Source organism: Corynebacterium sp. (assembly GCF_043426755.1).
Taxonomy (GTDB): Bacteria; Actinomycetota; Actinomycetes; order Mycobacteriales; family Mycobacteriaceae; genus Corynebacterium.
On the sequence record NZ_JBHWRP010000023.1, the window covers coordinates 1 to 24930 of the forward strand.

At 62.2% G+C, this 24930-nt stretch carries 23 protein-coding genes; 11 read left to right on the forward strand and 12 right to left on the reverse strand.

Features of this window, described 5'->3' with window-relative positions; genetic code table 11:
* Together ACHFGA_RS01980 and brnQ are read left to right on the forward strand one after the other, a co-directional pair.
* Positions 1 to 1123, forward strand: a 1123-nt coding sequence (locus ACHFGA_RS01980; protein ID WP_394280781.1) for a hypothetical protein, incomplete at its 5' end; no start/stop codon positions are given.
* Positions 1124 to 1218: 95 nt separating this feature from the next.
* Entirely contained in the window at positions 1219 to 2595 is a 1377-nt protein-coding gene (gene brnQ, locus ACHFGA_RS01985; RefSeq protein ID WP_394280782.1) for a branched-chain amino acid transport system II carrier protein, read from the forward strand.
* 21 nt (positions 2596 to 2616) lie between these two features.
* On the opposite strand, the gene ACHFGA_RS01990 is transcribed toward brnQ, so the two are convergent.
* The gene (locus tag ACHFGA_RS01990; protein ID WP_394280783.1) at positions 2617 to 3816 is read right to left on the reverse strand and encodes an HNH endonuclease signature motif containing protein; all 1200 of its coding nucleotides are present in this window, start codon (positions 3814 to 3816) and stop codon (positions 2617 to 2619) included.
* A 225-nt stretch (positions 3817 to 4041) separates the two neighbouring features.
* Between ACHFGA_RS01990 and ACHFGA_RS01995 the strand changes: the two genes are divergently transcribed.
* A complete protein-coding gene (locus tag ACHFGA_RS01995; RefSeq protein ID WP_394280784.1) occupies positions 4042 to 5067 on the forward strand; it encodes an LLM class flavin-dependent oxidoreductase in 1026 nt (341 codons plus the stop codon).
* A 12-nt stretch (positions 5068 to 5079) separates the two neighbouring features.
* Here ACHFGA_RS01995 and ACHFGA_RS02000 read toward each other — a convergent pair whose 3' ends face one another.
* A complete protein-coding gene (locus ACHFGA_RS02000; RefSeq protein WP_394280785.1) occupies positions 5080 to 5994 on the reverse strand; it encodes an AEC family transporter in 915 nt (304 codons plus the stop codon).
* A 318-nt stretch (positions 5995 to 6312) separates the two neighbouring features.
* On the opposite strand from ACHFGA_RS02000, the gene ACHFGA_RS02005 reads away from it, so the two are divergent.
* The gene (locus ACHFGA_RS02005; RefSeq protein ID WP_394280786.1) at positions 6313 to 7089 is read left to right on the forward strand and encodes a GntR family transcriptional regulator; all 777 of its coding nucleotides are present in this window, start codon (positions 6313 to 6315) and stop codon (positions 7087 to 7089) included.
* A gap of 9 nt (positions 7090 to 7098) precedes the next feature.
* Here ACHFGA_RS02005 and ACHFGA_RS02010 read toward each other — a convergent pair whose 3' ends face one another.
* The 6 genes from ACHFGA_RS02010 to ACHFGA_RS02035 all read right to left on the reverse strand — a co-directional run bounded on the left by ACHFGA_RS02010 (position 7099) and on the right by ACHFGA_RS02035 (position 13627).
* The gene (locus ACHFGA_RS02010) at positions 7099 to 8097 is read right to left on the reverse strand and encodes a zinc-binding dehydrogenase (protein ID WP_394280787.1); all 999 of its coding nucleotides are present in this window, start codon (positions 8095 to 8097) and stop codon (positions 7099 to 7101) included.
* Positions 8098 to 8766 (reverse strand): HAD hydrolase-like protein, encoded by a 669-nt coding sequence (locus tag ACHFGA_RS02015; RefSeq protein WP_394280788.1) that lies wholly within the window; start codon positions 8764 to 8766, stop codon positions 8098 to 8100. It lies immediately after the preceding gene.
* 21 nt (positions 8767 to 8787) lie between these two features.
* Complete coding sequence (phnE, locus tag ACHFGA_RS02020) at positions 8788 to 10461, reverse strand: phosphonate ABC transporter, permease protein PhnE (protein WP_394280789.1); 1674 nt, start codon at positions 10459 to 10461, stop codon at positions 8788 to 8790.
* A complete protein-coding gene (phnC, locus tag ACHFGA_RS02025; RefSeq protein ID WP_394280790.1) occupies positions 10462 to 11307 on the reverse strand; it encodes a phosphonate ABC transporter ATP-binding protein in 846 nt (281 codons plus the stop codon).
* A 35-nt stretch (positions 11308 to 11342) separates the two neighbouring features.
* Positions 11343 to 12275, reverse strand: a complete 933-nt coding sequence (locus ACHFGA_RS02030; protein ID WP_394280791.1) for a phosphate/phosphite/phosphonate ABC transporter substrate-binding protein — start codon at positions 12273 to 12275, stop codon at positions 11343 to 11345.
* A 236-nt stretch (positions 12276 to 12511) separates the two neighbouring features.
* Entirely contained in the window at positions 12512 to 13627 is a 1116-nt protein-coding gene (locus tag ACHFGA_RS02035; RefSeq protein ID WP_394280792.1) for a TIGR03364 family FAD-dependent oxidoreductase, read from the reverse strand.
* Positions 13628 to 13779: 152 nt separating this feature from the next.
* On the opposite strand from ACHFGA_RS02035, the gene ACHFGA_RS02040 reads away from it, so the two are divergent.
* Genes ACHFGA_RS02040 through ACHFGA_RS02060 form a run of 5 tightly spaced genes read left to right on the forward strand, consistent with a single transcriptional unit; the run spans position 13780 to position 19222 of the window.
* Positions 13780 to 14544, forward strand: coding sequence for a GntR family transcriptional regulator (locus ACHFGA_RS02040; RefSeq protein WP_394280793.1), 765 nt, complete (start codon positions 13780 to 13782; stop codon positions 14542 to 14544).
* Positions 14545 to 14578: 34 nt separating this feature from the next.
* On the forward strand, positions 14579 to 16081 hold the full coding sequence (locus tag ACHFGA_RS02045; protein WP_394280794.1) for an ABC transporter substrate-binding protein: 1503 nt from the start codon (positions 14579 to 14581) through the stop codon (positions 16079 to 16081).
* A complete protein-coding gene (locus ACHFGA_RS02050) occupies positions 16078 to 17037 on the forward strand; it encodes an ABC transporter permease (protein ID WP_394280795.1) in 960 nt (319 codons plus the stop codon). The genes ACHFGA_RS02045 and ACHFGA_RS02050 overlap by 4 nt, the downstream gene beginning before the upstream one ends.
* The gene (locus ACHFGA_RS02055) at positions 17034 to 17846 is read left to right on the forward strand and encodes an ABC transporter permease (protein ID WP_394280796.1); all 813 of its coding nucleotides are present in this window, start codon (positions 17034 to 17036) and stop codon (positions 17844 to 17846) included. The genes ACHFGA_RS02050 and ACHFGA_RS02055 overlap by 4 nt, the downstream gene beginning before the upstream one ends.
* Complete coding sequence (locus ACHFGA_RS02060; protein WP_394280797.1) at positions 17843 to 19222, forward strand: ATP-binding cassette domain-containing protein; 1380 nt, start codon at positions 17843 to 17845, stop codon at positions 19220 to 19222. Before ACHFGA_RS02055 ends, ACHFGA_RS02060 begins: the two co-directional genes overlap by 4 nt.
* Positions 19223 to 19352: 130 nt before the next feature.
* On the opposite strand, the gene thpR is transcribed toward ACHFGA_RS02060, so the two are convergent.
* From thpR to ACHFGA_RS02075, 3 genes are all read right to left on the reverse strand, one after another.
* On the reverse strand, positions 19353 to 19901 hold the full coding sequence (gene thpR / locus ACHFGA_RS02065) for an RNA 2',3'-cyclic phosphodiesterase (protein ID WP_394280798.1): 549 nt from the start codon (positions 19899 to 19901) through the stop codon (positions 19353 to 19355).
* Entirely contained in the window at positions 19898 to 20353 is a 456-nt protein-coding gene (locus ACHFGA_RS02070; RefSeq protein WP_394280799.1) for a hypothetical protein, read from the reverse strand. The genes thpR and ACHFGA_RS02070 overlap by 4 nt, the downstream gene beginning before the upstream one ends.
* A gap of 157 nt (positions 20354 to 20510) precedes the next feature.
* The gene (locus ACHFGA_RS02075) at positions 20511 to 21776 is read right to left on the reverse strand and encodes an alpha/beta fold hydrolase (protein WP_394280800.1); all 1266 of its coding nucleotides are present in this window, start codon (positions 21774 to 21776) and stop codon (positions 20511 to 20513) included.
* A 29-nt stretch (positions 21777 to 21805) separates the two neighbouring features.
* Here ACHFGA_RS02075 and ACHFGA_RS02080 point away from each other — a divergent pair, with 29 nt between their 5' ends.
* Together ACHFGA_RS02080 and ACHFGA_RS02085 are read left to right on the forward strand one after the other, a co-directional pair.
* A complete protein-coding gene (locus ACHFGA_RS02080; protein WP_394280801.1) occupies positions 21806 to 22528 on the forward strand; it encodes a hypothetical protein in 723 nt (240 codons plus the stop codon).
* 3 nt (positions 22529 to 22531) lie between these two features.
* Positions 22532 to 24247, forward strand: a complete 1716-nt coding sequence (locus tag ACHFGA_RS02085) for an FUSC family protein (protein WP_394280802.1) — start codon at positions 22532 to 22534, stop codon at positions 24245 to 24247.
* Here the strand turns inward: ACHFGA_RS02085 and ACHFGA_RS02090 are convergent.
* Entirely contained in the window at positions 24213 to 24878 is a 666-nt protein-coding gene (locus ACHFGA_RS02090) for a DsbA family protein (RefSeq protein ID WP_394280803.1), read from the reverse strand. The two genes, ACHFGA_RS02085 and ACHFGA_RS02090, sit on opposite strands and share 35 nt — an antisense overlap.
* Positions 24879 to 24930 lie beyond the last annotated feature (52 nt).

A 24930-nucleotide genomic window follows, 5' to 3' on the forward strand; every position in this document is an offset into this window, starting at 1 on the left:
GTTTCTTCTGGTTCGACATCTCCAGGAGCAACTAATGGATCTAGCCAAGGAACGTTTCTACGGGGCTAAAACGGAGCGGATCGACGAGATCACCGTCGCCGCCTCCCAGCCCGCGGGCAGCTACACGTGGCAGTTGCTTGACGTCGCCCACGGTGGCGTCACCGACACCTACCAGGTGCTTGCCGACGATCACTCGGACCGCGACCAGCTCAACACCGAAGCAGGTGCGCAGGCCTGGTGGGATCACCGCGCCGATTTTGGCCAGGTGCACGGGGATTTCGTCGGCACGCACGCTGTCCCCATGGGTGTGGAACAGTCCAACACCAACCTCATCGTCGACGACGAGTGGGTGGTCAAGGTCTTCCGCAAACTCGAAGATGGCCTGAACCCCGACGTTGAACTGCTCAGCGTGATCGTCGACTGCCCCAACGTCGCCGGCGTGCGCGGCTGGCTCACCCGCGACGGCCGCACCCTGGCGATGATGCAGCAGCGCATCGTCGGCGGTGTCGATGGATTCGACCTCGCCCGCACAACCCCCGATTTCGCCGATCACGCCCGTGCGCTCGGCCAGGCCACCCGCACGGTACATCAGGCGCTTGCCGACGAGTTCCCCACCGAGCAGGTGAGCACAGAGGCGATCGTCGAAAAGCTGCATGCTCACTTGGACGAACTGTTACCGCAGGCCGAAGCCCTGCGTGCGCACGAGCCGGCGATCCGGGAGTTGTACGACGCTGCTGCGGGCGCGGGCGAGGCCACGATTCAGCGGGTGCATGGTGATTTGCATCTGGGCCAGACGCTGTTTGCGGAGCGGTGGTACTTGATCGACTTCGAGGGCGAGCCGGCGCGGCCGTTGGCGCAGCGTGTGCTGCCGGACCATCGGCTGCGGGATGTGGCTGGCATGGTGCGCTCCTTCGGATACGCCGCCGCCATGGGGGGCCACGGCGCCGAGTGGGAGCGCGAGATGGTTGACGCTTATCTCGATGGCGCGGACGCGGACGCTGGCGCGTTGTTGGCGGCGTATATCGTCGACAAGGCTGCGTATGAGGTCGCGTACGAAGCCAACAACCGGCCCGACTGGGTCCAGATCCCTTTGAAGGCGATCACAGAACTTTTGCAGGGGTAACGTAGGTCACCCCCAGTTCTGGTGTCCGCACCTGCAGTACTAGTGTTGTGTGGAACAAAATTTTTGGTTTCACGACACGTTACTGGAGGTGCGGCATGTCGACGACCCCGACAACCGCGAACAAATCCGGGTTCGCCACCATTGTGGCGACGGCTCTCATGCTCTTTTCGATGTTCTTCGGAGCGGGCAACCTAATCTTCCCGCCGATGATCGGCGTCGAAGCCGGCACAAGCTTCCTGCCGGCCATCCTGGGCTTCCTCGGCACCGGCGTGCTGCTGCCCGTGCTGGCCGTGATCGCGATTTCGCTGTCCGGTAACAACGTGCGCGACCTAGCCCGCCGCGGTGGTGTCATCTTCGGCATCTGCTTCCCGATCTTGGCCTACCTCTCCATTGGTGCGTTCTACGCGCTGCCGCGTACCGGCGCCGTGTCCTTCGAAACCGCAATCACCCCGCTGACCGGCTGGGATTCGCTGCTGGCCTCCGCCGTGTTCAACATCTTGTTCTTCGGCGTTGCCCTGGCACTGTCCTGGAACCCCAATAAGATCGTCGACACGCTCGGGCGTTTCCTCACCCCGATCCTGGCCATCCTGCTGGCCATCCTGATCACCCTGTCTGTTGCCACCATGAACGGCCAGCCCGCCGATCCGACCGAAAAGTTCGAGACCGCGCCCTTTGCCACCGGCCTACTCGAGGGCTACCTGACGATGGACTCCATCGCCGCACTCGCCTTTTCTATCGTCGTGATTTCCACCCTGCGCTACAAGGGCGTGCCCGAAGGCGCCCCGCTAGTCAAGGGCACCATCCTCGCCGGCCTGGGCGCGGGCCTGCTGCTGGCCGCCATCTACCTCGGCTTGGGCGTGATCGGCCAGGTCATCGAGGACGGTAGCCAGTACGAAAACGGCGCACCCCTGCTTGCCGACGCCGCGCTGCAAACCATGGGCCAGCCCGGCCAGATCGTCTTCGCCCTGATCGTGCTGCTAGCCTGCCTGACCACGGCGGTCGGCCTAATCACGTCCACCTCGGAGTTCTTCAACACCATCTTCCCGGGCGTGTCCTACAAGGCGTGGGCGATCATCTTCACCGTCGCGTCGATCCTGATGGCCACCCAGGGCCTGAACACCGTCATGGCTGTCGCCGCGCCTGTGATCACGTTCCTCTACCCGCCGGCGATCACCCTGATTTTCGTCGCGCTGATCGAGCCACTGTTCCGGAAGAACGTCTACTTCTACTGGGCGTACCGTTTGCCGATCTGGGTCGCCGTCATCTGGTCCGCCATCACCGTGTTCATCTCGCTCGGCTGGGGCGCTGATCTGCTGACGCCAATCGTCGGCTGGGCACCGATGCAGGACCTCTCCCTCGGTTGGGTCCTCCCTGTCGTGGTCGCGTTCGTGATCGGCCTTGTCGTGGACTTCATGCAGAAGCGCGAGGCGCCTGCCGACGATCGCTCCTTCGTCGCCAGGGTCACCGCTTAACGACGACGCCCTCCACGGCTTTTAGGCGCGCTGTTTGGGTGGCGATAATCCGGCTAGCGGGTGGTCATTGGCCACCCACCCGCCACCGGGCAGGATCCGATACGCAATCCCGCCACTAGCCCGGTAGAGTTCCTGGTCACCGGCTTTACCATTGTGATACGGGCACAACAGGCACATATTCGACAACACACTCAACCCACCCTGCGAATACGGGATGTTGTGGTTGATCTCGCAATACGCCGCCGGCACACTACAGCCCAAACCAGCACACACCGTCTGATTGGCTTCTAGTAAGGCCCGGTCTTTGGCAGTGCCGTGTCGTGATAAGGCTTTCTCGACTGCCTCTGGTGGTATCGGTGGTTCACCGGCTCGTGCCCGGCGGGCTTGCTCGGCGTCTAACTGGGCCCGAGTATTGATCGTGTTCTCCCACCCACCCAACGGGTTATTGGCATAGGCCAACCCGATCGCCCCGTGGGCAGGGGTTAACCCCACGATCTCGAGTGTGGGGTTAATCTTCTTTGCCAAGGCTTGGGTCAGCGTCATGGTCGCGCCCGTCGTGGTCACCACGGTGGGGTCGGAGGACTCCCCGTTGAACACGGCAGCCAGGTCATCGAGCCAGACCAAGACTTTCATGGTGTAGTTCGGCCGGCCCGTACTCGTGCTGGCCCCGTTGAGTAGGTCACCGAGGGTGGCGACTGCGGCTTCAGCGGTGGTGGTGTCGTCGGTGGTGGCGCGTTCGCGGATCTGGTGCTCGAACTCGCGGATGGTGGCGGCATCCCCTCGTAAGTTCATCGAGGCGTCCCCGGTGCGTGGATGGGCGGTGACTTTGAAGCTGGGTTTGGGTGTTTCTTCTTCGGTGTCGCGGTTGTAGTGCTCCAGCTTCTCGCGGGCATATGCAGTAAAGCCGTAGTGGGTGCCGTTATAGCGTGTCAGATCGCGGCGGAGTGCCCAGGCTTTGGTGTCGTCGTGCAGCCTGGCCACGACCCGTTCGATGGCATGCAGGCGTTCAAACCCGAGCTTGTTGGTGGTGGCATGCTCGCGGGCATCGCGTTGCTTGCGCGTTGAAGCGCACGGCCCGTAGTAGACGGCAAAGAGTTTGTGGGTTTTGTCGACAGCTTTGGGTTCCGCGCCTGACCGGATGAGGTCGTGGCGCGGTTGCAGGTCGGCCAGCAAGGTCATGGCGCTGGTGCCTGCGTCCCGGAGCATGTCGTTGATGTTCATGACCCTGACGCTAAAACACCCACAACTCCAAGGTGCGGGGGTAGTCATCAAATGTCCGAAACCTGTGGAAAACAACATAGTTATCCACAGAAAAGCAGTGACCCCCGCCACAACGGTTGCGCGCACCGCAAGCTCCGGTACCATATTTTGGCCACGCGATCGTCGTAAAGCAAAAGCCCACGTTGTGTAGGGTGGGGGCACAACGCAACCGAAGAAAGGACCCCCATGGCCCGTCTGCCACTGTCCCTCATTGATTTTTGTACGATCTACGAAGGCGAGACCGCCGGCGAATCCATGCATCGTAGCGTCGAGCTGGCGCAGCGCGCGGAGACGCTGGGCTACTCGCGGATTTGGTACTCCGAGCACCACAATATGCCGACCATCGCGTCGAGCTCACCGGCGGTGCTGATTAGCCACATCGGCGCGAAGACCGAGAAGATCCGCCTGGGCGCGGGTGGTGTGATGCTGCCCAACCACTCCCCTTATGTGATCGCGGAGCAGTTCGGCACGCTCGGCGAGCTCTACCCGGACCGCATCGACCTGGGCTTGGGGCGCGCGCCCGGCACCGACCAGAACACGCTGGGGCGTGCGTTACGACGAGACCCCCGCGCCGCCGAGAACTTCCCGCAGGACGTGGTGGAGCTCCACGGCTATTTCCGCGGCCGCCCGTCTGTTCCTGGGGTGACTGCCGTGCCGGGTGTGGGTGTGAAGATGCCGCTGTATATCCTGGGGTCGTCCATGTTTGGCGCGACCCTTGCCGCGAAGCTGGGGCTACCGTATTCCTTCGCGTCGCACTTCGCGCCGCAGCACTTGGTGCAGGCCACGACGTATTACAAGGAGAATTTCGAGCCTTCCGAGGTGCTCGATGAGCCTTATGTGATCGCGGCGGTCAACGTCACGGCCGCGCCGACGCGCGAGGAGGCCGAGGAGCAGACCGCCGGGGTGCACCGCAACCGCGTCAAGACCATGATGGGGCGGCGGGGCACGGTGCTTAACGACGAGCAGCTCGACCAGGTGGTCAACTCCCACCAAGGCCAGCAGATCATCGATATGCTGCGCTTTACCGGTATTGGTACTGGCCCGGAAGTGGTGCAGTACTTGGAGGAGTTTGCGGAGCTGGCGAAGGCCGATGAGCTGATGATTTCCCTGCAGGGGCGCAATAATACTGAGGCGATGGCGTCGATGGAGATCCTCGCTGACGCGTGGGGCCTAGACCCTGCCGACATGGTGGGCGATCCCGGCAACTTCTAAGTGCACAACAGGCTAGGCGCCGAAGACGAGGCCGATGACGATCAGGACGGGCAGCGACAGCAGCGTTGATGCGACGCCGGTGTCGCGGGCCAGGTCGGTGGCGGTGCGGAAACGTACGGCGTAGGTGTACACGTTCTGCGCCGTCGGCAGCGCGCCGAGCACGGCGGCGGTGTACAGGGCTTGGCCTTCCATGCCGAAGAGGAAGTGGGCCAACGCCACGGCGATCAGGGGGTGCACGATATTTTTGAACCCGGCGGCCAGCGCTACCCCGCGGGTGAGACGGAGCTGGGCGCCGTGCAGGCTCATGCCGAAGACCATGAGGGCCAGGGGCACTGACGCGCCGGCGAGGATGCCGATCGGTTCGGCGATCAGCGGGGGCACGTCCCAACCGCTGAGTGCCAGTGCGAGCCCGATGACGGCGGCAATGAGCATCGGATTGCGCAGGGCGACGGCGATGTTGTGGCGCCAGCCGGAATCGGTGGCCTCGGTGGTCTTGATGTCCAGCAGGGTGAGCATCACGGGCGCGTAGAACGCCACCTGGAACAGGATGACCGGCACGACGACGGCACCGTCGCCAATCAAATACACCGCCAGCGGGATGCCCAGGTTGCCGCCGTTGGCGTAACTGGCGGCGAGCTGCCCCATCATCGACGAAGGCGTGTCCCACCCCCGCAGGCGAAAAGCGATAAACGCGAGCAGCCCGACGATCACCGCCGAGGCTGCGACCACCACGAAGTGCGGCCCAAGAACAACGCGCGGGTCGGTGTTGAGCAATTGGTCTATCAGCAGCGCCGGGGTGGCCACGTTGTAGACCACTAATGCCAGCGGGCGCGACCCACCTTTGCCCAGCACGTTGCCGTGGGCGAGGAAGTAGCCGACGGCGATGACGATGATCACTACGCCGAAGCCTTGTAGAACCGCGAACATTGCGCCCTTTCCTTTTATTTGGCTCCTAGCTTATCGGGCCGCACCCCACTCGGTTTCGTTAGACATTTCTTATACCTGCTGACACAGTGGAACAGGTACAGTGGATAGCTAAGGTTTCCATACCCCCGAGTTGGGCGTCGATAAGCCCGTGAACAGGTCAAACGAATGCCACCCTAGTGAGTAATTTAAGGATCTTTGTGCCTCTGGTCATTCCTTTTCGCAAGGTGTGGATCCAGAAGTATAATCAAAACGCATTCGGTGCCATGGAAACTATTTCCATGGCTTGTAGACCCGCCGAAGAAGAATAGAAGGATAGAGATGTCGAGCCTCAGGCCACCCCAGCAACACGAGGAAATCGCCGAATTCATTCGGCAAGAAATTTTCACTGGCCGCTATGCGCCTGGCGATCCCCTGCCCTCCGAGGCGGAACTGTGCCAGCAATTTGATTCGTCGCGCGGCCCTGTACGCCAAGCGATGTCGACGCTACGCGCCGAAGGCCTGATCTCCTCAGGGCGTGGGCGCCGCTCCATCGTGTTGGAAAACATCCCCACCGAATCTTTCGATGCCGTCTTTTCCATCACCGCATGGCTGCGCGCCCTAGGCAAGGAACCCGGGCAGAACACTCTGCGGATCGCCCGCCAGCCCGCCAGCGAGGAGGTCGCCGAAGCACTCGAAATCCAGCCGAATGAGCAGACGGTCGCCGTCCACCGCGTGCGCACCGCAGACGGCGAACCCATCACGGTCGAAAGGATGCACTTCCCCGTCGATATCGGCCGCTACCTGCTCGATTTCGACGCCGACAACGGTTCGATCCACCGCCACCTGCTCCGCATGGGTGTCGATTTCAATAACGTCTCACGCACCCTCGTCGCCATCCCGGCGTCTGCAGAAGACGCCGAAGCCCTCGATGTCGACAAGGGCTACCCGCTTCTGAGCCTGACCATGCGCTGCTACACGCACTCCGGCCAACCGGTGGAGCTCGCCGACTACCGCTACCGCTGCGACAAGGTCCAGCTGGGCATGAACAATGTGCGCGGCGCTTCCTCCCCGCTGTGGGTAGGCATCCCCGACAGTGACCCCACGGCTTCGGCCTAGCCGATTGAGCTAGGGCTTAACGACGACACGAAGGGAATCGTCTTCGCCCGCAAACGCCGCGGGGATCTGCTCCAAACGTATCGGGCCTCCCAGGATCTCTTCCCAGGGCAACTCGACCTGCGTGAGGAATTCGACCGCTTGGTCGAGATGGTGCGGTTCGTAGTTGTGCACGCCAGTAACCGTGCGCCATCCCCGCACCAGCCATTCTGGATCGAGCGGGATCGGCTCAGTCGGCGCAACCGAACCCGCCAGCACCGCCGTGCCTCCCACATTGAGCGTCGCGACGGCATCGATAACCCCTTGGCGCGCGCCCGATAGCTCAAGCACAACGTCTGCGTGGAAGCCGACCGCGGTGGGCGCGAGACGATCTGCCGCTACAGAGGCAAGTCGTCTCGCGGCCTCACCGGGGTCGCACGCTATAACCTCGGCAGCACCTTGCCTGCGCGCCTCGGCTACAGCGACAAGACCGAGCATGCCCACACCGTTTACTAACACGGTCTGCCCTTGCACCGGTCCTGCTGCTTCCATTACCGCCATGACAGTCGCCACGGCGCATCCTGCCGTCGCCGCCACCGCATCTGAAACAGTGTCCGGGACGACAGAAACCTTCTGACCTGACACAACATGGATGTGTGTCGCATACGTCCCCGACAGGGACCAGGCACTATCGAATCGTTCGTGACCCATTTTGGCCACGGTGACGCACTTCGCTGTTAACCCACGGCGGCAATAGTCACATGTGCCACATACCGCAGTCACCGCGAGAACCACGCGCTGGCCGACCTCCACGCCCTCTCGTCGTGAAGCGATCACGACGCCTACGCCTTCGTGCCCCAGGATCGACGGGCTTGGCGACAAGCGCCTCCCCAACACAGTGTGCCGATCGGAACCGCAGATCGTAGCAGCCCGCATTTCGACGATTAACTCGTCCTGCTTCAATTCCGGGAGGGGTACGGCGACCATCTCAAAGTCGTGGCCGCCATGCCAGACCAGCGCGCGTGCGTCCATCTATGCCATCACCTCATGGTGCGGGAGGTCCGCCACTGAATCCAGCACGATATTGGCACCGTACTCGTCGAACTGTTCCTTCGTGAGGTGGCCGGTGAGCACACCAACCGAAGTGACGCCAGCACGTTTCGCAGATTCGACATCGGCAGCCGTGTCACCAGAGCTGATCACATCGGCGGTGTCAGTGATGTCGAGCTTTTTCATCACCTCTTGAATCATGAACGGTTCCGGTCGTCCCTCTTCGACTTCGTCGCCGGCACAGGACTCGTCGATAAGCGTGCTGTCCCAGCCCATCGCCGACAGGATGATGTCTGTGATCTCACGGGAGAAGCCCGTCGTCAGCGCGACTTTGACTCCACGCGAACGGAGCTCACGCAGAGTGTCTTCCACGCCGGGTAGCGGGGTCGGAGGGTTGTTGGTATACGTGTTTCGAAGTTCTTCGCGGAACCACTGCCACGCCTCCTCCACCAGTTCATCCGTCACGTCTACCCCGCCAATCTCGAAGAGTTTGCGGATAGCGTACTTCTTCTCGGTGCCCATGAAATGCTGGAACTGCTCATCGGTGTACTGGGCGCCGAAGCGTTCGGTGGCTTCGCGCAGAACACGGTAGACCTCATCGCGGTCGTCGATAGTTGTTCCTGCCATGTCAAAAATAGCCAGCTTCTTCATATTTTCCTTTCTTCGGAGGGTTTAGCGGATCGTCTTGCGCAGCCACATCGACAAAGCTTCAACTGCAAGCACAACCAGCACCATGAGGATCAGGATCATTGTGACCACTTGGAACTGATTGATTCGTGATGCGTTCAGCAACAGGAAGCCGATGCCGCCTGCGCCCACCACACCCAGCAGTGTTGCGGAGCGAATATTCGTATCCAGCAGGTAGAGCGTGTGCGAGACAAACGCTGGGGCCGCCTGGCGGATCGTGGCCGAGAAGAACACCTGGGGGCCAGTTGCACCGGCTGTGCGGATGGCATCTTGGACGTCCACGTCTGTTTCTTCGAGCGAGTCGGCCACCAGTTTCGACAGGAGTCCGACAGCGCCCACTGACAAGGCCAAGGTGCCAGCAACGCCACCGAGTCCGGAGATCACCACGAAAATGATCGCTAGGATCAGCTCCGGAATGCCACGCACCAGGACGATGAACCCACGGAAAAACCCGTGCACATACTTGTTTGTCACCACGTTGCGGGCGGCAAGCACTCCGACGGGGATCGCGATGATCGCACCGATCAGCGTGGCAGCCAACGCGATCTGGATAGTCACGATGAGTGCCTCGATCATGGAGTCCAGTGCCCCACCTGTCGATGGTGGGAAAAACAGCGCTGCGGCTTCGGGGATGTTCGCAAAGCCAGACACAATTTGACTGAAGCTCAAGTCCACCTGGATGAATGCCCAGACCGTGAGGACAACAATCAGCACCATGGTGGCGAAACGTGAGATTCGGTCCTTGGTCCACGGTGGTGTCAAAGTCACGTCATTAACGCCCGTTTCTCGCCCGCGGTTGAAGGCCCGATCCACCCAGGTACCACCTTGGACGGCGCCGCCAGCACTCTTCATAATGGCAGCACGGGTTGCGCCAGAGATCATCTCAACAATGATGCACAGCACTAGGACAATCAAGGCCAAAGCCATTCCGCGTTGATAGTCGAGAACTCGGAGCGATTCAGAAATTGCGAGCCCAATACCGCCGACGCCGACATACCCAAGCAGCACGGACGTGCGCAGGTTGATGTCAAAGCGGTGCAGCGCGGTCGCGATGATCTGCGGCATCAGCGTTTGCGGGATTGCTGCCCACACCTGCTGGCGGCGTGTACCGCCAACAGATTCAATGGATTCGCGTGGCCCGTCGTCAAGCTCTTCGATGGCATCTGCGTACAGTTTCGCGATCATGCCTACCGAGTGAATGCCCATTGCCAAAATACCGGCGATTGCGCCCAAGCCAAACATACGCAGGAACACGATCGCCAAAACCAGATCCGGGATCGCACGCGCCAGCACAGTCAGTGCGCGCCCAATCCATTGCACCGTTGGGTTGGCCGACGTTGGCCTCGCGCTCATCAACGCCACTGGGATCGACAGGATCACTGCGAGCAGTGTGGATAGAAACACAATCGCTAACGTTTCGAGAATAAGCGCGATTGTTTCACCAAGCGGTGGGAAATCCAGCGGGAACATCCGTCTCACAAAGTCCACCGCGTTGTCGAAGGAATCAACGATCGTCGCTGCGTTGATGCCTAGCGAGGAGATCGACCAGAATCCTGCGACGACCAGAAGCAGGCCTACGACGAGAGCCGCAATATTGTTCCAGTTCCGGGGTGGCCGCGGAGGGGCAGGCACCTCGCGCCGTTCAAGAGTAGTGGTCATTTAGCGTGCCTCCTGGCCCGAAGTCACCGCGGAGTCCCCAACCTCGTTGTCGATGCTGACACCGGAGACGGAATTGTAGATCTCGGACGCCTTTTCCTCATTCAGGTTGCTGGTGAGCTCATCGAGCACTATCTCGCCTGAACGCAGACCGACAATCCGGTCCGCAAAGTCGATAGCCAGTTGCACCTGGTGCAGCGAGGAAATCACTGTGAGGTTGTCCTCTTCCGAGATCTGCTTCAGGAGGTTCATCACGTCCTGTGATGACACCGGGTCAAGCGAGGCCACTGGTTCGTCGGCGAGCAACACCTTCGGATTCTGCATCAACGCACGCGCGATAGCGACCCGCTGCTGTTGACCGCCAGACAACGTATCAGCGCGCTGGTAGGCACGATCGGCGAGGCCAACACGGTCCAACTTCTCTAGGGCTTCACGACGAACGTCCTTCGGGTACATCATCAAGCTCAACCGCGGCCCCTTCAGTGAGCCAAGGCGACCGGTGCACACGTTTTCGAGGACGCTCATCGGTCCGATCAAATTGAAGGACTGAAAAATCACTCCCACATCACGACGCAATTCGCGCAATTCCTGCTTATTCAGTTCAGGGACGTTCTGGCCAAGAACGCGAATCTTGCCGGAGGTGGGCATGTGCAACCCGTTGATGTGGCGCAGCAATGTGGACTTGCCGGAACCCGAAAGTCCCAGTAACACCGTGATGGCGCCCTTTTTGAACCCGACAGTGATGTCGTCCAGGCCGAGGACTCCCCCACCGAAATCTTTAGTTACGTGGTCGAGCTGTACAGCGTAAATTTCGTCTACTTCTCTCTGGAAAGACTCCGACGCAGCCATCTGTTCATCTTCCTTTCTTTCTTGTCGACGAAGTCTTAGCCGACGTTCTCACATGCTTCAGCATTGGTGACTTCACAGATTTCACGAATCGGATCGAAGTCAGCATCGGTGACTTCGACGTAGCCGTACTCGATCTCTTCCGGCAGCTCACAGGACTCTTCAGATTCGCAAATGCCTGCCTCAACGAGAGCTGGCTTGTTAGCCTTGGTCCGCAGGATCTCCATGACTTGGTTTGCAGTCTCTTCGCCTAGGGACTCGAAGTTCACGCTCAGCGGGTCTTCCGTAATCGGATCGGATTCCCAGATTGGCTTCACAGCTCCTGATTCGATCTGGCCGGAGTTCTCCAAGGTCATCAGCATGGTGTCGTGGGCGAAGGCAACGTCACAGTTTCCGGTATCCAGGGACAGCAGCGACGCATCATGGCCACCTGCAAGAACCTGCTCCAGGTCAGTTTCCATGTCTAGGCCTGCGTCCATAAGTCCCTTCATAGGTACCAAATATCCAGAGGTGGATGCCTGGTCGACGAAGCACACCTTCTTGCCCTCGAGGTCTTCCAGGCCCTGGATGTCGTTGTTGTCCGACTTCACATAAGCCAAGGAGGTATAGGCTGGGGGTTCATTTTCATCGTGGGTTGGAGAAGCGGCAGCCTCCATGTTGACACCCGAGTCCTTCGCGATCACATAGGAGAACGGGCCGAACGATGCGACGTCGATCTGACCCGCACGCATACCCTCGATCACGGCGGCATAGTCGGATGCGTTCTGGAATTCGACCGTTGCGCCGGTCTCCTGCTCAAGCAGCTTGGTGATGTTCTCGAAGGATGATTCCAAAGAGGTGGAGGACTCTGAAGGAACGGCAGCAAAGGTGATGGTTTCACCGGAGGTTTCGGAGCCACATGCGGTGAGGCTCAGGGTGGTCAGTGCGGCAACGCCAACGATGCCGGCAGTGCGGATGAATGTGTGGGACATGGTTTGAAACACCTTTCACAGTGCGGTCACAGTGGTGAAGAAGATTGTTGCTACCCCGGTTTTCCGGGCTTACGAGAATGAGTTTGCCCGGCAATACAACACTTGTCTAGGCGAGTAGAAAGAGTTCATGTACAAGTAACCTGAAGTCAAACTTCACTCCACTCTGGGCAAAAAGAATTAACCTGCCGCGCCATAAATTTCGTGGGCACGGCAGGTTCATCGGGCAGCCTGAACTTTTAAAACCCAGGTACGCTTTCTCCCCGCAAGGCTAGATCGGCAATGCCAAAAGACAGGGTCATGCCAATCCCAGACGTGACTACCACGACGGTTGTCTGATCATCAGGGCGCTCGAGCACCAGATTCGTCGAGGCTGAATCCGCGTAATGCCCCAGCCAGCGCTGCTTTACTGCCGGCTTCTCAATTCCCAACAGCCCTGTCGCGCGATCCAGCAACGTAGCGGCTACGCGCTCGTCGATAAATGCCTCCGGACTGAGGTCATAGGCATGCGAATCGCCTACCAACAGGCCTTCGTCGATGCCGGTGACCATGAGGTTTGCGATCATTCCCACCAGTTCCGGTTCCCGTTGAGCAAGCTCTTCGCGCAGCTCACCGGCGCTGGACATCGCCGTGAAGCCGTCGTAACGCGCGAGCGACGTTCCGGTCAGCATGCCGAAGTCGGCACCGATCCGCTCTGGGCGCTCAATCAGGCTCATGGCTAACGTGCAAATCCGCACCCCATGAGCCTCCGCGATGTCTGGGAACAAGCCCATCAGCTGATCGCCCGGGCATACTATTACCCGGGAACCTTTGAACGTACCGCGCACGGTGGAAACCTGGCCACCAGACACAGCTGTGACCTGCGTGTTCCATGTAAATTTCACGCCTTCTCCGGCGAGCCACTGCGCCAGCTTGGGCGCAACCTCTCGTGGATTAACCCGCATGTCAAGAGGCAGATGGGCCCCACCCACCGCAGCAAGGTCTGGGTTTGCCAACGCCTCGGCCATCTCTTCCGGGCTGCACAAGCGCACCTGCTCATCCCCACGATGCTCGGCGAATTCTTCCAAGACCTGCATCTCCACATCGGTGACGGCGGGAATCCACGTGCCCGATCCTGCAGCCCAGAAACCAACGTCGGCCGCGGCGGAACTCCATCCGTCACGGGCCTTCCGCGCCACAGGCTGAATGATGTCCGCCTGGCCAGTAAAACACGCGTGGCCAAAATTGAGGATGGACGAACCAACCGGGCGGTCACTAGCGTCAATGACGTGCACCGACTGGCCTTCTTTATGAGCAAGGTATGCGGTTGCCAAGCCGAGAATCCCGGCTCCTACAACGACTAGATCATGTGTCATACCTACATCATCACACTTGTCGCCTACGAAAGTCTCGCATGCCTAGACAAGTTCACCCGATGTTCATTTTTTAGCGCCAACCGGAAAAGATTGCCAAATTTGGCTACCATCTTCCCTGTTAGGTGGCATAGACAAGTACCCAAGGATGCAGCATGAGCGAACACACCCGCCCCGCCGGCGTAACGAATCAGGACATCGCCGATTACTTGCGCTCAGCAATCCGCGATGGAACTTTCGCCCCCGGTGATGCTATTCCCTCAGAGTCGGAACTGTGTCGCCAGTTCGGCACCGCACGCGGCACCGTGCGTCAGGCAATCGCTACCCTTCGCTCCGAAGGGCTCATCTCGTCCGGTCAAGGTCGCCGATCACGCGTTCTCGAACGCGTCCCCGCCCAATCCTTTGACGGGGTCATTTCCTTCACGCAATGGTGCATAGCCGCTGGCATTAAGCCAGGCCAGCAGACCCAATCGATCGCCCGGGTGCGTTCCGACGAACGGCTCGCCTCCGAGTTGGGAATCACTCCCGGGGATCCGATTATCAGTGTCCACCGCCTACGCCTCATGGACGGGGTCCCAGCGATGGTGGAAAGACTCAATTACAACCTCGACACTGGTAAGCATCTTCTCGACTTTGATACGGATTCCGGTTCGATTTATTCACGCCTCCTCGAGGCCGGAGTGGACATTGATTATGTGACCCGCACAATTGACGCGATCGCAGCAACCGATGATGATGCCCTCCTCTTGGGGGTTGACCCAGGCACCCCGATGCTGCGCGTGCGCAGAAATGCATTCACCACTGACGGCACGCCCATTGAGGCGTCGGATGACCGTTACCTTTTCGATAAAGCAAGCTTCGCGGTCACGACTTCGCGCGGGAATCCCCAAGCAATCTCCATGAGGCAAGCCTGCGACTAGGTATCCCGCGCCCAAGCTATTAATCTTTTCAGGCATGGCAACGAACAGGGCGACCCGCACCGCCACCCGCGCGGTAGCTGTGCTGGGTGCTGCCGGCCTGTTGGCGTCGTGCTCTGCGGGTTCCACGGCAACGCAGGTCGGCAGGGTCGCGGGCGCAGGGGTGGTCGTCGGCACGTCGGGCGCACCCGCCAGCCTGGATTTCACCACCACCGGCGGCGCCGCGATCCCGCAGGCGCTCATGTCCAACGTGTATGAAACGCTGGTGCGTATCGACGACTCCGGCACCCCCGTCCCCCATTTAGCTGAGAGCATTGCGCGTGACGACGATGGCCTGCGCTATACCTTTCAGCTGCGCGAGGGGGTGTTCTTCTCCAATGGGGACGAGTTCACTGCAGAAACCGCCGCGTTTTCCATCAACTATGTGAAGAATGAATGGACGAACGGGTTGAAGGCGCAGATGGATCCGGTTGAGTCGGTGGATGTCGTCGATAAGCACACGCTCATCGTGAAGCTGAGTGCCCCGTCGAATCGGTGGTTGTGGTCGATGGGCACGTTGACGGGGGCGATGATGACGCCGAGTGGGGTGGATTCTTTGGCGACGGATCCGGTTGGCACAGGGCCGTACACGGTGGATCGTTTCACTGTGGGTGAGTCGATTACGTTTGCTGCGCGCGAGGATTATTGGTCTACCCCGGCGCACCATGACGCGGCGATCCGCTACTTCGCGGACTCCGTGGCCAGCGTCAACGCCTTGCGCGCCGGCGATGTGGACGTGGTGTGGGCACTCCAGGCGCCTGAGCTTTTGGATTCGCTTCCCGACGATTACCGCGTCCAAGTCGGCTCCACCAACGGCGAGGTGATCTTCTCCATGAACAATGACGCCGCGCCCTTCGACGATCCAACCGTGCGCCAGGCCGCCGCCTACACCATCGATCGCGACGCGCTGAACCAGGTGGTCTACGAGGGCCTGGGCACGAACACTGGCGGCGCGCCGGTCCCGCCGAGCGACCCGTGGTACACCGGCCGCGACTACTACCCCTTCGACCCGGCGCGCGCCCGCGAGCTGCTAGCCGACCGCGCCCCCGAGCTCACGATCTCTGTGCCCAGCCAGCCTTATGCGCAGAAGGCCGCCGAGTTGATCTATTCGCAGCTGACGGAGGTGGGCTTCCGCGTCACGTTGGACACCTTGGAGTTTCCTGCGGTGTGGTTGGGGCAGGTGATGAATCAGCACGATTATCAGGCATCGATCATCGCGCATGTGGAGCCGCGCGATATCCCCGCGCTTTTCGGTAATCCGGAGTACTACCTGCGCTACGACTCCCCGGAGGTACGCCGCGAGCTCGCGCTTGCCGACGAGGGCGATACCGCAACGCAGGTCGCCCACATGGAGGCCGCGGTAGACCAGATCATGGCCGATGCCGGCGCTCTTACCTTGGCCAATAGTCCGAATATTGTGCTCACGGCACCGGGCGTGACGGGGATTGATGCCGATGTGATCACCGATGCCCTTCCGCTGGCGGGGGTGCAGCGCCCATGACGTCCAGTGTTCTTCGTTTCGCGGCCGGCATGCTGGCCCGCTTTGTCAGCATGTTGTTTCTTGCCAGCGTGATCATCTTCGTGCTGTTGCGCGCCATCCCCGGTGATCCGGCGCGCATCGCGCTGGGGGTCACTGCCACCGACGCGTCGGTAGCCGAGCTCTCGGCCCGCCTGGGCACTGATCGGCCTCTGATCGCCCAGTACCTGGAGTGGATGGGTGGTCTGCTCACCGGCAACTTCGGGATCTCTTTGGCCAGCCAGCAAGACATCACGCCACTGGTGGTGGACCGGGCGCAGGTCTCCTTGATTCTGTGCGGGGCGGCGATGGTGGTCTCCCTGCTGATTGCGATCCCCACCGGGGTGTATCTGGCCCGGCGCGACCACCGCGCGGATGCGGCGATCGTGTCGGCGGGCACCCAGTTGGGCATCGCGGTGCCAAGCTTTTTGGTGGGTATTTTGCTGGTGGCGGTCTTTGCGGTGCGTTTGAACTGGTTGCCCGCCAATGGTTGGGTGCCGCCGGGCCAGGATTTCGGGGCGTTCGTGTCCCACCTGGTGTTGCCGGTGATTGCGCTGTCCTTGGTGCAGGCCGCGATTTTGACGCGCTATGTGCGCAGCGCCATCGTGGAGGAGCTGCACAAGGACTACATCCGGACGGCTCGGGCGGGGGGATCGTCGACAAGCGAAGCTCTCTACCGCCATGCCCTGCGTAACGCGGCGCTGCCTGTGCTGACGGTGACGGGGCTGCAGCTGACCAGCCTGATTGTGGGCGCGGTGGTGATTGAGCGCGTGTTCGTGATTCCGGGGCTGGGGTCGATGCTGATCGATTCCGTGGCCAACCGCGATCTGACCACCGTGCAGACGGTGATGATGCTGCTGGTCCTGTTCACGCTGACGGTGAATCTGGTCGTGGATGTGGCCTACCGCGTCATCGACCCCAGGCTGAGGAGTCGCGCATGAAACTCTCCGGTTGGATTGGGGCGGGCATCGTGGGCCTGGTCGTTATCATGGCGGTGGTGTCTGTGGTGTGGACTCCTTATGACCCCACGCAGGCGCTTGTCGACGATCGACTGGCCGCGCCGAGTGCTGCCCACTGGTTGGGAACTGATCAGTTTGGTCGCGATATTCTCTCCCGCATCATGGAAGGCGCCCAGGTGACCTTGGCGGTGGGGTTGGTCGCGGTGGCGATTTCCGCGCTGGCCGGCGTGCCGCTGGGCATCATGGCTGGGCAGCGACGCGGCTGGGCCGAAACCTTGATCATGCGTGGTGCGGATCTGCTGCTGGCATTTCCGGCGTTGCTGCTGGCCATCGTGTTTACGGCGGTGTTTGGGGCGTCGACGGGCATCGTGATGGTGGCGATCGGCATTGCCGGCATCCCTGGGTTCGCGCGCGTGGCCCGTGCCGGCACGCTGCGGGTGATGACGCAGGACTATATCCTCGCCGCCCGCATCTCTGGGGTGTCCGGCCCGATGATCGCGTGGCGGCACATTCTGCCCAATATTGTGGGCGTGATCATCGTCCAGATGTCCGTCGGCTTCGCTCTGGCGATCCTGGCGGAGGCCGGGCTGTCCTTCCTGGGCCTGGGCACCCCCGCCCCTTATGCCAGCTGGGGCCGCATGTTGCAGGCCTCCCAGGGTTATTTGGCGTCGGCCCCGCACTTGGCGATCGCCCCCGGCGTGGCCATCGCCGCCACCGTGCTGGGCTTCAACCTGCTGGGCGACGGGCTGGCCGGCAGCCGCCGCCTGGTGCCCGGAAAGGAGCGGGCATGATCAGCGTCAACAACCTTTCGATCCGCAGCGCTTCAGGCGACCAGATCTTGGACGAGATCTCCTTCGACCTCGCCCCCGGCGAACGATTGGGCATCATCGGTGAATCAGGCTCCGGCAAATCCATGACAGCTCTGGCACTGATGGGCCTGCTCCCCCGCTCCGTGGAGGCCTCGGGCGAGGTGATCGTCGATAAGCACAACATGCTCACCGCGCCCGCACGCGTGACCCGCAAGATCCGTGGCCGGACAATCGGCATGGTCTTCCAGGAACCGATGACCGCGCTTGACCCGCTCATGCCCGTGGGGCGGCAGGTCTCGCGCGATGCGGCGCGTGCCGACGAGCTGCTGGCCGACGTGGGTGTCACCCGCCCCGGCGCCTACCCCCACGAACTGTCCGGCGGGCAGCGCCAACGTGTGCTGATCGCCAAGGCGCTGGCCGGCGAGCCCGACCTGCTGATCTGCGACGAACCCACCACCGCCCTGGACACGACCACGCAGGCGCAGGTGCTGGACCTGATCGATCGCCTGGTTGCCGAACGCGGCATGGCGCTGCTGTTCATTTCCCACGACTTGGCCGTGGTGCGCCGCATGACCGAACGGGTACTGATTTTCCAGCACGGACGCACCGTCCCACCCGATTCCGACTACGCCCAGGCACTTGTCGCCGCCTCGCGCCCCGGCCCGCCCGCCGCGCCGCGCCCGCTGGGTGAGCCGGTGATCGAGCTTGACCGCGTCAGCCTGCGCCGCGGCGACACCCTCGCCGTCGACGATGTCTCGTTGACCGTCCGCCGTGGCCAGCGCCTCGGGCTGGTTGGCGGTTCCGGCTCCGGCAAGACCTCCCTGCTGCGCCTGATCGCCGGCCTAAGTGCCCCGGATTCGGGCACCGTGCGCGTCGACGGTCGCCTGCAGATGGTGTTCCAGGACCCGGCGGGCTCCCTGAACCCGCGACTGCCCGTCGGCACCTCCATCCGCGAGGCCGGCGGCCGCGACGCCCCCGTCGAAGCTGTGTTGGAGCAGGTCGGGCTGCCCGGGGTGGCCGGCCGCTACCCGCACGAATTCTCCGGCGGCCAGCGCCAACGCATCTCGATCGCGCGCGCCGCCAGCCCCCACCCCGAGATTCTGCTTGCCGACGAACCCGTCTCCGCCCTCGATGTCACAGTGCGCGCCCAAGTGCTTGACCTGCTGAATTCGCTTGTCGACGACGATGGCCTCACCCTCGTATTCGTCTCCCACGACCTATCGGTGGTGCGCACCGTGTGCCCCACCTTGGCCGTAGTCCACGAGGGCCGCATCGTTGAAGCCGGCGACACCGAAAAGATCTGGGCCAACCCCCAACACGAGTACACCCGGCACCTGCTAGATGCCGTCCCCCGCTGAAACACTGCCCTTTTCGCAAATGTATATAGTCCTCGCTACATAGTGCGACTAAGTTATTGAAAACTATTTGGTATCACGCACTATGTAGCGAGGACTATATCGCTTTAGGTGGTGTGGGTGCCGTATCCCGCTAGAGCTGGGTTTCCCCGAGCAGTTCGTAGCGCGGCCCACCCGAGCGGCCCTGGCCCAGGAAGGATTCGTAGAGGCCGATCGTCGTCACGCGCCATTGTGGGCCGCGGTAGACGCTCAACGCGTGGGTGAGGTCGCCCAGCAGCCATGGGTCTTGGAGGCGGTTGTGGGCGCGGGCGACAGTGAGGTGGGCCCGGTGTCGATCACGGTGCCGGTCGCGCTGGTCGTCGTCGAGGACACTGCCGGCCATGAGCCCTCGCAGGCGGGTGGTGTCGCCACCCACGCCGATCCACAAGGTGCGCGAAGAAAAGCAGCCAGCCCCGGACAAGTAAAGATCTAACGGCCCGGTGGAGGCGGCGGCGAGGTGGCGCAGCAGCACGTCAGGGTCCTCGGCCGTGTCCCCATAGAAGGCGCAGGTGATGTGCCAGTTATCCGGGTCGGTGAAACGCAGCACGCTGCCCTCGCGTTCGCGGATGGGGCGCAGCGCGGTCACCAGGTGCTCACGCGCCTCATCGGGGATGGACAGTGCGGCGAAAAGTCGGCGGCTCATTTCTCAGCCGTCAGGGTCCGGGCTGCTGAATCGAAAAGGAACGTCACCCGCCCAGGACCCGACAACATGGCGGCGACAGGCCCCAGCATCGGCTCGTGGACATAGCTGACCAGGTGAGTTCCGGCCTCAGAACGCAGCACCACACGGTCCATGCGCGGCACGCCCAGCACACTAATCAGGGCGCGGGGCACACGCAACGAGGCTTCCGGATCCTCCACGTCCACCGTCCAGGCCACCACGCCAGCACCGCGATCCACCAGGTCAGAACCTTCCACGAACCACGTTTCACCGCAGTAATCGTCGTCAAGCACGACCTGCCCGTCGACGATCCTGAAATCGCCCGCCTCAGCCACCGTGCGCAGCGCCGGGCGCGGAAAAGGGGAGGTTTCCAGCATGCGTTGCAAGTCGGTGCGGCCTGCGGCCAGTTCCTTGGCGATCCATTCAGCGATCATGCCCCACACCGTAGCCGTTGGCCTCGCCGCGTGCAGGCTTAACGACGAATATAAAACAACAACGCAGCGTCCAGAACATGCTCCTCGTGGACTTCAAAGGCAGCGGAGAGCTCGTCGATCAGCGCCTGCTCATTACTGGCCTCATTCATGGCATCGACTATAGCCTGCGGGCAAGGTGGAAGAGGGTGTCGGCGATCGTGTCCCCCGCCCGCCGGATGCCATCGTGCTGGTACTTCGCGGTCTCCCACACGGTCATGTACGGCAACAAAGCCGCCGTGTCCAGGGACATCTCACGCGGGACGAACATGTCGTTCGTATACACCGCGGCGGCACAACTGGTCTCCGCCTCGGCCAACGCTGCCGGATCATAGAGCGCCGACCAATCATCCTTGGCGGCCAGGCGGTGGGCGGCCTCCCGCAGGGGCTGCAGGGCCGGGTCCTCGTCGAAAAGAAACGGGAAGATGTGCTCTCCGGTCAGGTAGAAGGGGTCCTCGCCTGTGGGATCGGCATCGGGGGCGAAACCCTCCAACTGCTCGGAGACGCGCTGCGCCGACCACGCCGTGGCCGCGCCGGGCGCCCCGTAGATGGATTCGTGGATCAGGGCGTACAGCGGCGTGCGTTCGAAACTGACCCGCTGGCCCACCTCCGCCAGGAAATCGAGCTGCAGGCGCTTTTCGCCGCGCACTGTATAGAAAGGTGCATCAAACAACATGGCCATGTCCGCAATGCCATTGCCCCGCCCCAACCCGATACCCACGGTGCGCAGCCGGCGCGAGCTCAAACGCTCCCCGGTGGGCAGCGTCTCATCCGCGTTGTCGAGGTGGTGGCACACCTCGCGCACGCGCTCCTCCGCCCAGGGCACCTGGTCGTAGAACTCGCGGTGGCGCTGCTCCATCGCGCTAAAAGTGGCGCGGTAGACATCGTCGGCATGCACGCCCACCCCGGGCAGGCCGCCGGTGAAGTACGCGCGCCCCACCGACTCCGACGCCACCGACAGGTAGTGCGTGATGCAGAACCCGCCGAAGGATTGCCCCAGCACGTCCCACTGCTCCAGGCCCAGGGCACGGCGCAGCTCCTCGGCATCGGCCACGATATTGTCGGCGCGTAGCAAAGGCAGCAGGGAATCGTCGTTCAGCGAATGCCTGTCCACACGCGAAGAGCGGCCCGTTCCGCGCTGGTCCAGCAACACCACGCGGTAATGGCGTAGGGCGGTGGCCAGCCAGCCGTCGATGTCCGTGGGCCGCGGCGCCGGGTTGCCGGGCCCGCCCTGCAGGTAGAGCAAGGTGGGCGCGGCGGGATCGGCGACCAGTTCGCGGGCAAAAAGTTGGCAGTTGCCGCGGGTGGGGTCGGTGCGGTCCCACGGTACGGGGAGGGTGTGGTCGTGGATGGTTAGGCCACCGTAGGTTGCTGAAACTGTTCTCACGGCCCAGATCCTACCGTTAAGCTGGGGGCATGAAGATCCTCTACTATGGTGCCCACGTCCTCTCCGCCCCTACCCCAACCGGCGACCTCTTCTTCGTCTCCTCGGACGCAGCCCTCGACGGCAGCGTGCCCGTGCGCGGCGGCCTCCCGCTGATCGCCCCCTGGTTCGCAAAATTCTTGGGCGACCAGCAGCACGGCTGGGCCCGCTCCAGTGTGTGGGAGATGGACGGAACGCAGGGCACGCTTTCCGACGATTACCTCAAGCTTCGCTTCGCCGCACAAGAGGTGGAGAACGGCTGGCGTTTTGAACTCAGCTGCACCAACACCGGTGATGCGGTGCGCAAAATCCAGCTGGCGTTCCACCCTTACTTTGCGGTCAGCGCGGTGGCGGACGTGGTGGTGCGCGGCATCGATGGCGTTAATGTGTGGGACCGCGTCAACCACGATAAGGCGCTGCACAAGGGCGATTTCACCTTCTCTGGTCTGACGGATCGGATCGCTCTGGCAGCACCTGAGGTCACCTTGGAGGATGCTAACCGCCGCCTCAGCATCACCGCGGAGGGTACCGATTCCATCGTGCTGTGGAACCCCGGCGCGGAGGAAGGTGCCCGCCTTGGGGATCTCGGCGAGGGCGAGTGGGACAACTTCGTCTGCGTCGAACCAGCTCTGCTGGGCCCCAACGCCGAGGGCGTGGACCTGCCTGGCGGCGAGACCGCAGTAATTGCAATGGAAGTCACCGCCACTATGGTGTGATGTGTGAATGAAAGAACTGCCCGTGCTGTAGAACTCGAACCTTTACCGAAACGCCCCAACCCGTGGCGGCTGTTTACGGCGTTCAACTCGTCGGAGCCGCGTTGGCCCGGCGCGTTGCGTGCCGCCATTGCCGTGACGGTGCCCGGCATGATCGCCCTGCTTCTAGGGCATCCGGACGCGACGGTGCTGATCGCTTCGGGCGGGTTCATCGTGATTTACGGCGAGGGCCACCCGTATCGGGCGCGCATTCGCATTATGGCGTGGGCGGCGGCGATGTTGGTCGCCGGCGCGACGGTCGGCGCTTTCGTCGGCACGTTTATGTGGGATGAGCTACAGGCGGGTGGTTCGCACTGGTGGCTGATGCTCTCAGCGGTATACACAGTGATCATCGCCACGGTGGGCACCTATGTGCAGAATGCTTTGCGGCTGCGCCCGCCGGGCGTCTTTTTCATCGTGATGGTGGCCGGCGGTTCCACGATGATGGTGAAGTCTGGCCTCAACCCGATCGAGGTGGGCGGCTGGGCCATCGTCGGCGCGCTTTCGGCGATTCTTGTGGGCATGTCCGGCGCGCTGGTGAACCCGCACGGCCCGGAGCGCCAGGCAGTGATCACTGCCGATCGCGCTGTCGCCGTCTTTGAGGCGAAGGATTCTTCTTTGGGCCAGCACCACCGGGCGCAGCAGGCGGTGGCGCAGGCGTGGTCCACGCTTGGTGATGCGGGCATCATTTCGGGCGGCGCGGTCGTCGATAAGCACCAATCGCACCTGGTGGAACGCACGATGGACGCGCACCGTCGTCTTGCGCGGCGCGGTGGCGGTATCGGTTTTGGCAACGATTCGGACATGGGCGAGCTTTTCGACGAGCAACGCCTGGTCATCCCGCATACTCGGCCGTCGATCATGTACCGGCTGACGCGTTCCGCCAACCGCCATAGCCACGCCTATATCACCGCGGAGAAGGTGCTGATGGCTACCTTGCTGTCCGCGACTGTGGGGATTGCGCTGGGCTTTGACCGCCCGGACTGGGCCGTGGTGTCTGCCCTGCTGATGATCCAGTGGGGTCCGGACCGCATCCCCGGGCAGGTGCGCGGGCTGCACCGCCTGGTGGGTTCCCTGGTGGGCATTGGCCTGTACGGCGTGTTCCACCTCTTGGAAGTCGATGGGCTCACCCTGCTGTTGGCCTTGGCTGTGTGCCAGTTCGGTGCCGAGTTTTTCGTGACCAAGAACTACGCGTTCACTGTCATTTTCACCACCCCGTTGGCGCTGCTGATGGGTGACTCGCTGCAGCAGCCGCTGGGCGATGTCTTCTGGGCTCGTACCGCCGAGGTCGCCATCTCCATCGTCTTTGGCTCCCTCCTGCTGTGGCTGTGGCGCCCATCGGCCGAGCGCGCACACCACTACCGCCTGATCATCCGAGTACGAAAGGCCATGGGCTCCCTACTGGGCGCGCTACTGGTCGGCCCGCCATCCGGTGCGAAGGAGGAACGCCGCGACCTGCAGTATGAGCTGCTCTCCGAGCGCCGCGCCATCAACTCGCTGGCCATGGACCACCCCGAGGACGCCCTAGAGAAATGGGCCGACCACGTCGAGGCGCAGACCGCTGGCTACGGGATGCTGGAGTATTGCAACATGCGTAACGACGATCGCCTCACCCCAGCCGAGGTCGCAGAACTTGCAGCCCGGGTTCCTACATCCCACGGACCTCATTCAGAGCTTGAGTAAAGACCTCCGGCGGCTGCGCTCCTGAGACTGCGAGCTTGCCGTCGAACACGAAGAAGGGCACACCGTTGATCCCCATCTGGCGGGCGGCCTGGATCTCTTCGTTCACGCTGTCGGCGTACTTCTCAGTGGCGAGGACGTCGTCGATAAGCGACGGCTCAAGCCCAACCTGCTCTCCGACTTTGCGCATTGTCTCTGGTGAGGCCACGTTCTTTCCCTCTGTGAAATAGGCGTGCTTCAGCGCTGCGTCCCACTGGGTGCCAAGCCCGGCCTCGCGGGCGGCGTGACCAACACGGTGGGCATCAAAAGTGTTCGCGATAACCTGATCGCGCCAGTTGAACTCCAGGCCGATCGCCTCGGCGCGCTGGGCAAGCCCGGTGAGCATCTGCTCGACCTGCGCCGGCGCCATCCCCTTAGACTCGGCCAGCCACTGCGGGCCGGACACGGTGGGCTCCTTCGGCGCGTCGGGGGTCAGCTCGAAGGAGCGCCAGATGATCTCCACATCGTCTTTGCCCTCGAAGTCTTCCAACGCCATGGACAGGTGCTTTTCGCCGATGGTGCAAAACGGGCACACGTAGTCGGACCAGATATCAATTCTCATGTCTTCTTCCAACCATGCATTGCGCCGAATCATTCCTCTTATGGTTTACTTGGGAGATTCTGTAACCAACCCGGGCGAAGGATTG

Excerpts from the sequence above, each read along its gene's own strand:
- ACHFGA_RS02050 (WP_394280795.1), top strand. The coding sequence starts at position 16,078 with ATGACGTCCAGTGTTCTTCGTTTCGCGGCCGGCATGCTGGCCCGCTTT.
- thpR (WP_394280798.1), bottom strand. The coding sequence starts at position 19,901 with ATGAGCCGCCGACTTTTCGCCGCACTGTCCATCCCCGATGAGGCGCGT.
- ACHFGA_RS02080 (WP_394280801.1), top strand. The coding sequence starts at position 21,806 with ATGAAGATCCTCTACTATGGTGCCCACGTCCTCTCCGCCCCTACCCCA.
- ACHFGA_RS02070 (WP_394280799.1), bottom strand. The coding sequence starts at position 20,353 with ATGATCGCTGAATGGATCGCCAAGGAACTGGCCGCAGGCCGCACCGAC.
- ACHFGA_RS02035 (WP_394280792.1), bottom strand. The coding sequence starts at position 13,627 with ATGACACATGATCTAGTCGTTGTAGGAGCCGGGATTCTCGGCTTGGCA.
- ACHFGA_RS01990 (WP_394280783.1), bottom strand. The coding sequence starts at position 3,816 with ATGAACATCAACGACATGCTCCGGGACGCAGGCACCAGCGCCATGACC.
- ACHFGA_RS02015 (WP_394280788.1), bottom strand. The coding sequence starts at position 8,766 with ATGAAGAAGCTGGCTATTTTTGACATGGCAGGAACAACTATCGACGAC.
- ACHFGA_RS02045 (WP_394280794.1), top strand. The coding sequence starts at position 14,579 with ATGGCAACGAACAGGGCGACCCGCACCGCCACCCGCGCGGTAGCTGTG.
- ACHFGA_RS02055 (WP_394280796.1), top strand. The coding sequence starts at position 17,034 with ATGAAACTCTCCGGTTGGATTGGGGCGGGCATCGTGGGCCTGGTCGTT.
- ACHFGA_RS02000 (WP_394280785.1), bottom strand. The coding sequence starts at position 5,994 with ATGTTCGCGGTTCTACAAGGCTTCGGCGTAGTGATCATCGTCATCGCC.
- ACHFGA_RS02010 (WP_394280787.1), bottom strand. The coding sequence starts at position 8,097 with ATGGACGCACGCGCGCTGGTCTGGCATGGCGGCCACGACTTTGAGATG.
- ACHFGA_RS02040 (WP_394280793.1), top strand. The coding sequence starts at position 13,780 with ATGAGCGAACACACCCGCCCCGCCGGCGTAACGAATCAGGACATCGCC.
- ACHFGA_RS02030 (WP_394280791.1), bottom strand. The coding sequence starts at position 12,275 with ATGTCCCACACATTCATCCGCACTGCCGGCATCGTTGGCGTTGCCGCA.
- phnE (WP_394280789.1), bottom strand. The coding sequence starts at position 10,461 with ATGACCACTACTCTTGAACGGCGCGAGGTGCCTGCCCCTCCGCGGCCA.
- phnC (WP_394280790.1), bottom strand. The coding sequence starts at position 11,307 with ATGGCTGCGTCGGAGTCTTTCCAGAGAGAAGTAGACGAAATTTACGCT.
- ACHFGA_RS02060 (WP_394280797.1), top strand. The coding sequence starts at position 17,843 with ATGATCAGCGTCAACAACCTTTCGATCCGCAGCGCTTCAGGCGACCAG.
- ACHFGA_RS01995 (WP_394280784.1), top strand. The coding sequence starts at position 4,042 with ATGGCCCGTCTGCCACTGTCCCTCATTGATTTTTGTACGATCTACGAA.
- ACHFGA_RS02005 (WP_394280786.1), top strand. The coding sequence starts at position 6,313 with ATGTCGAGCCTCAGGCCACCCCAGCAACACGAGGAAATCGCCGAATTC.
- brnQ (WP_394280782.1), top strand. The coding sequence starts at position 1,219 with ATGTCGACGACCCCGACAACCGCGAACAAATCCGGGTTCGCCACCATT.
- ACHFGA_RS02090 (WP_394280803.1), bottom strand. The coding sequence starts at position 24,878 with ATGATTCGGCGCAATGCATGGTTGGAAGAAGACATGAGAATTGATATC.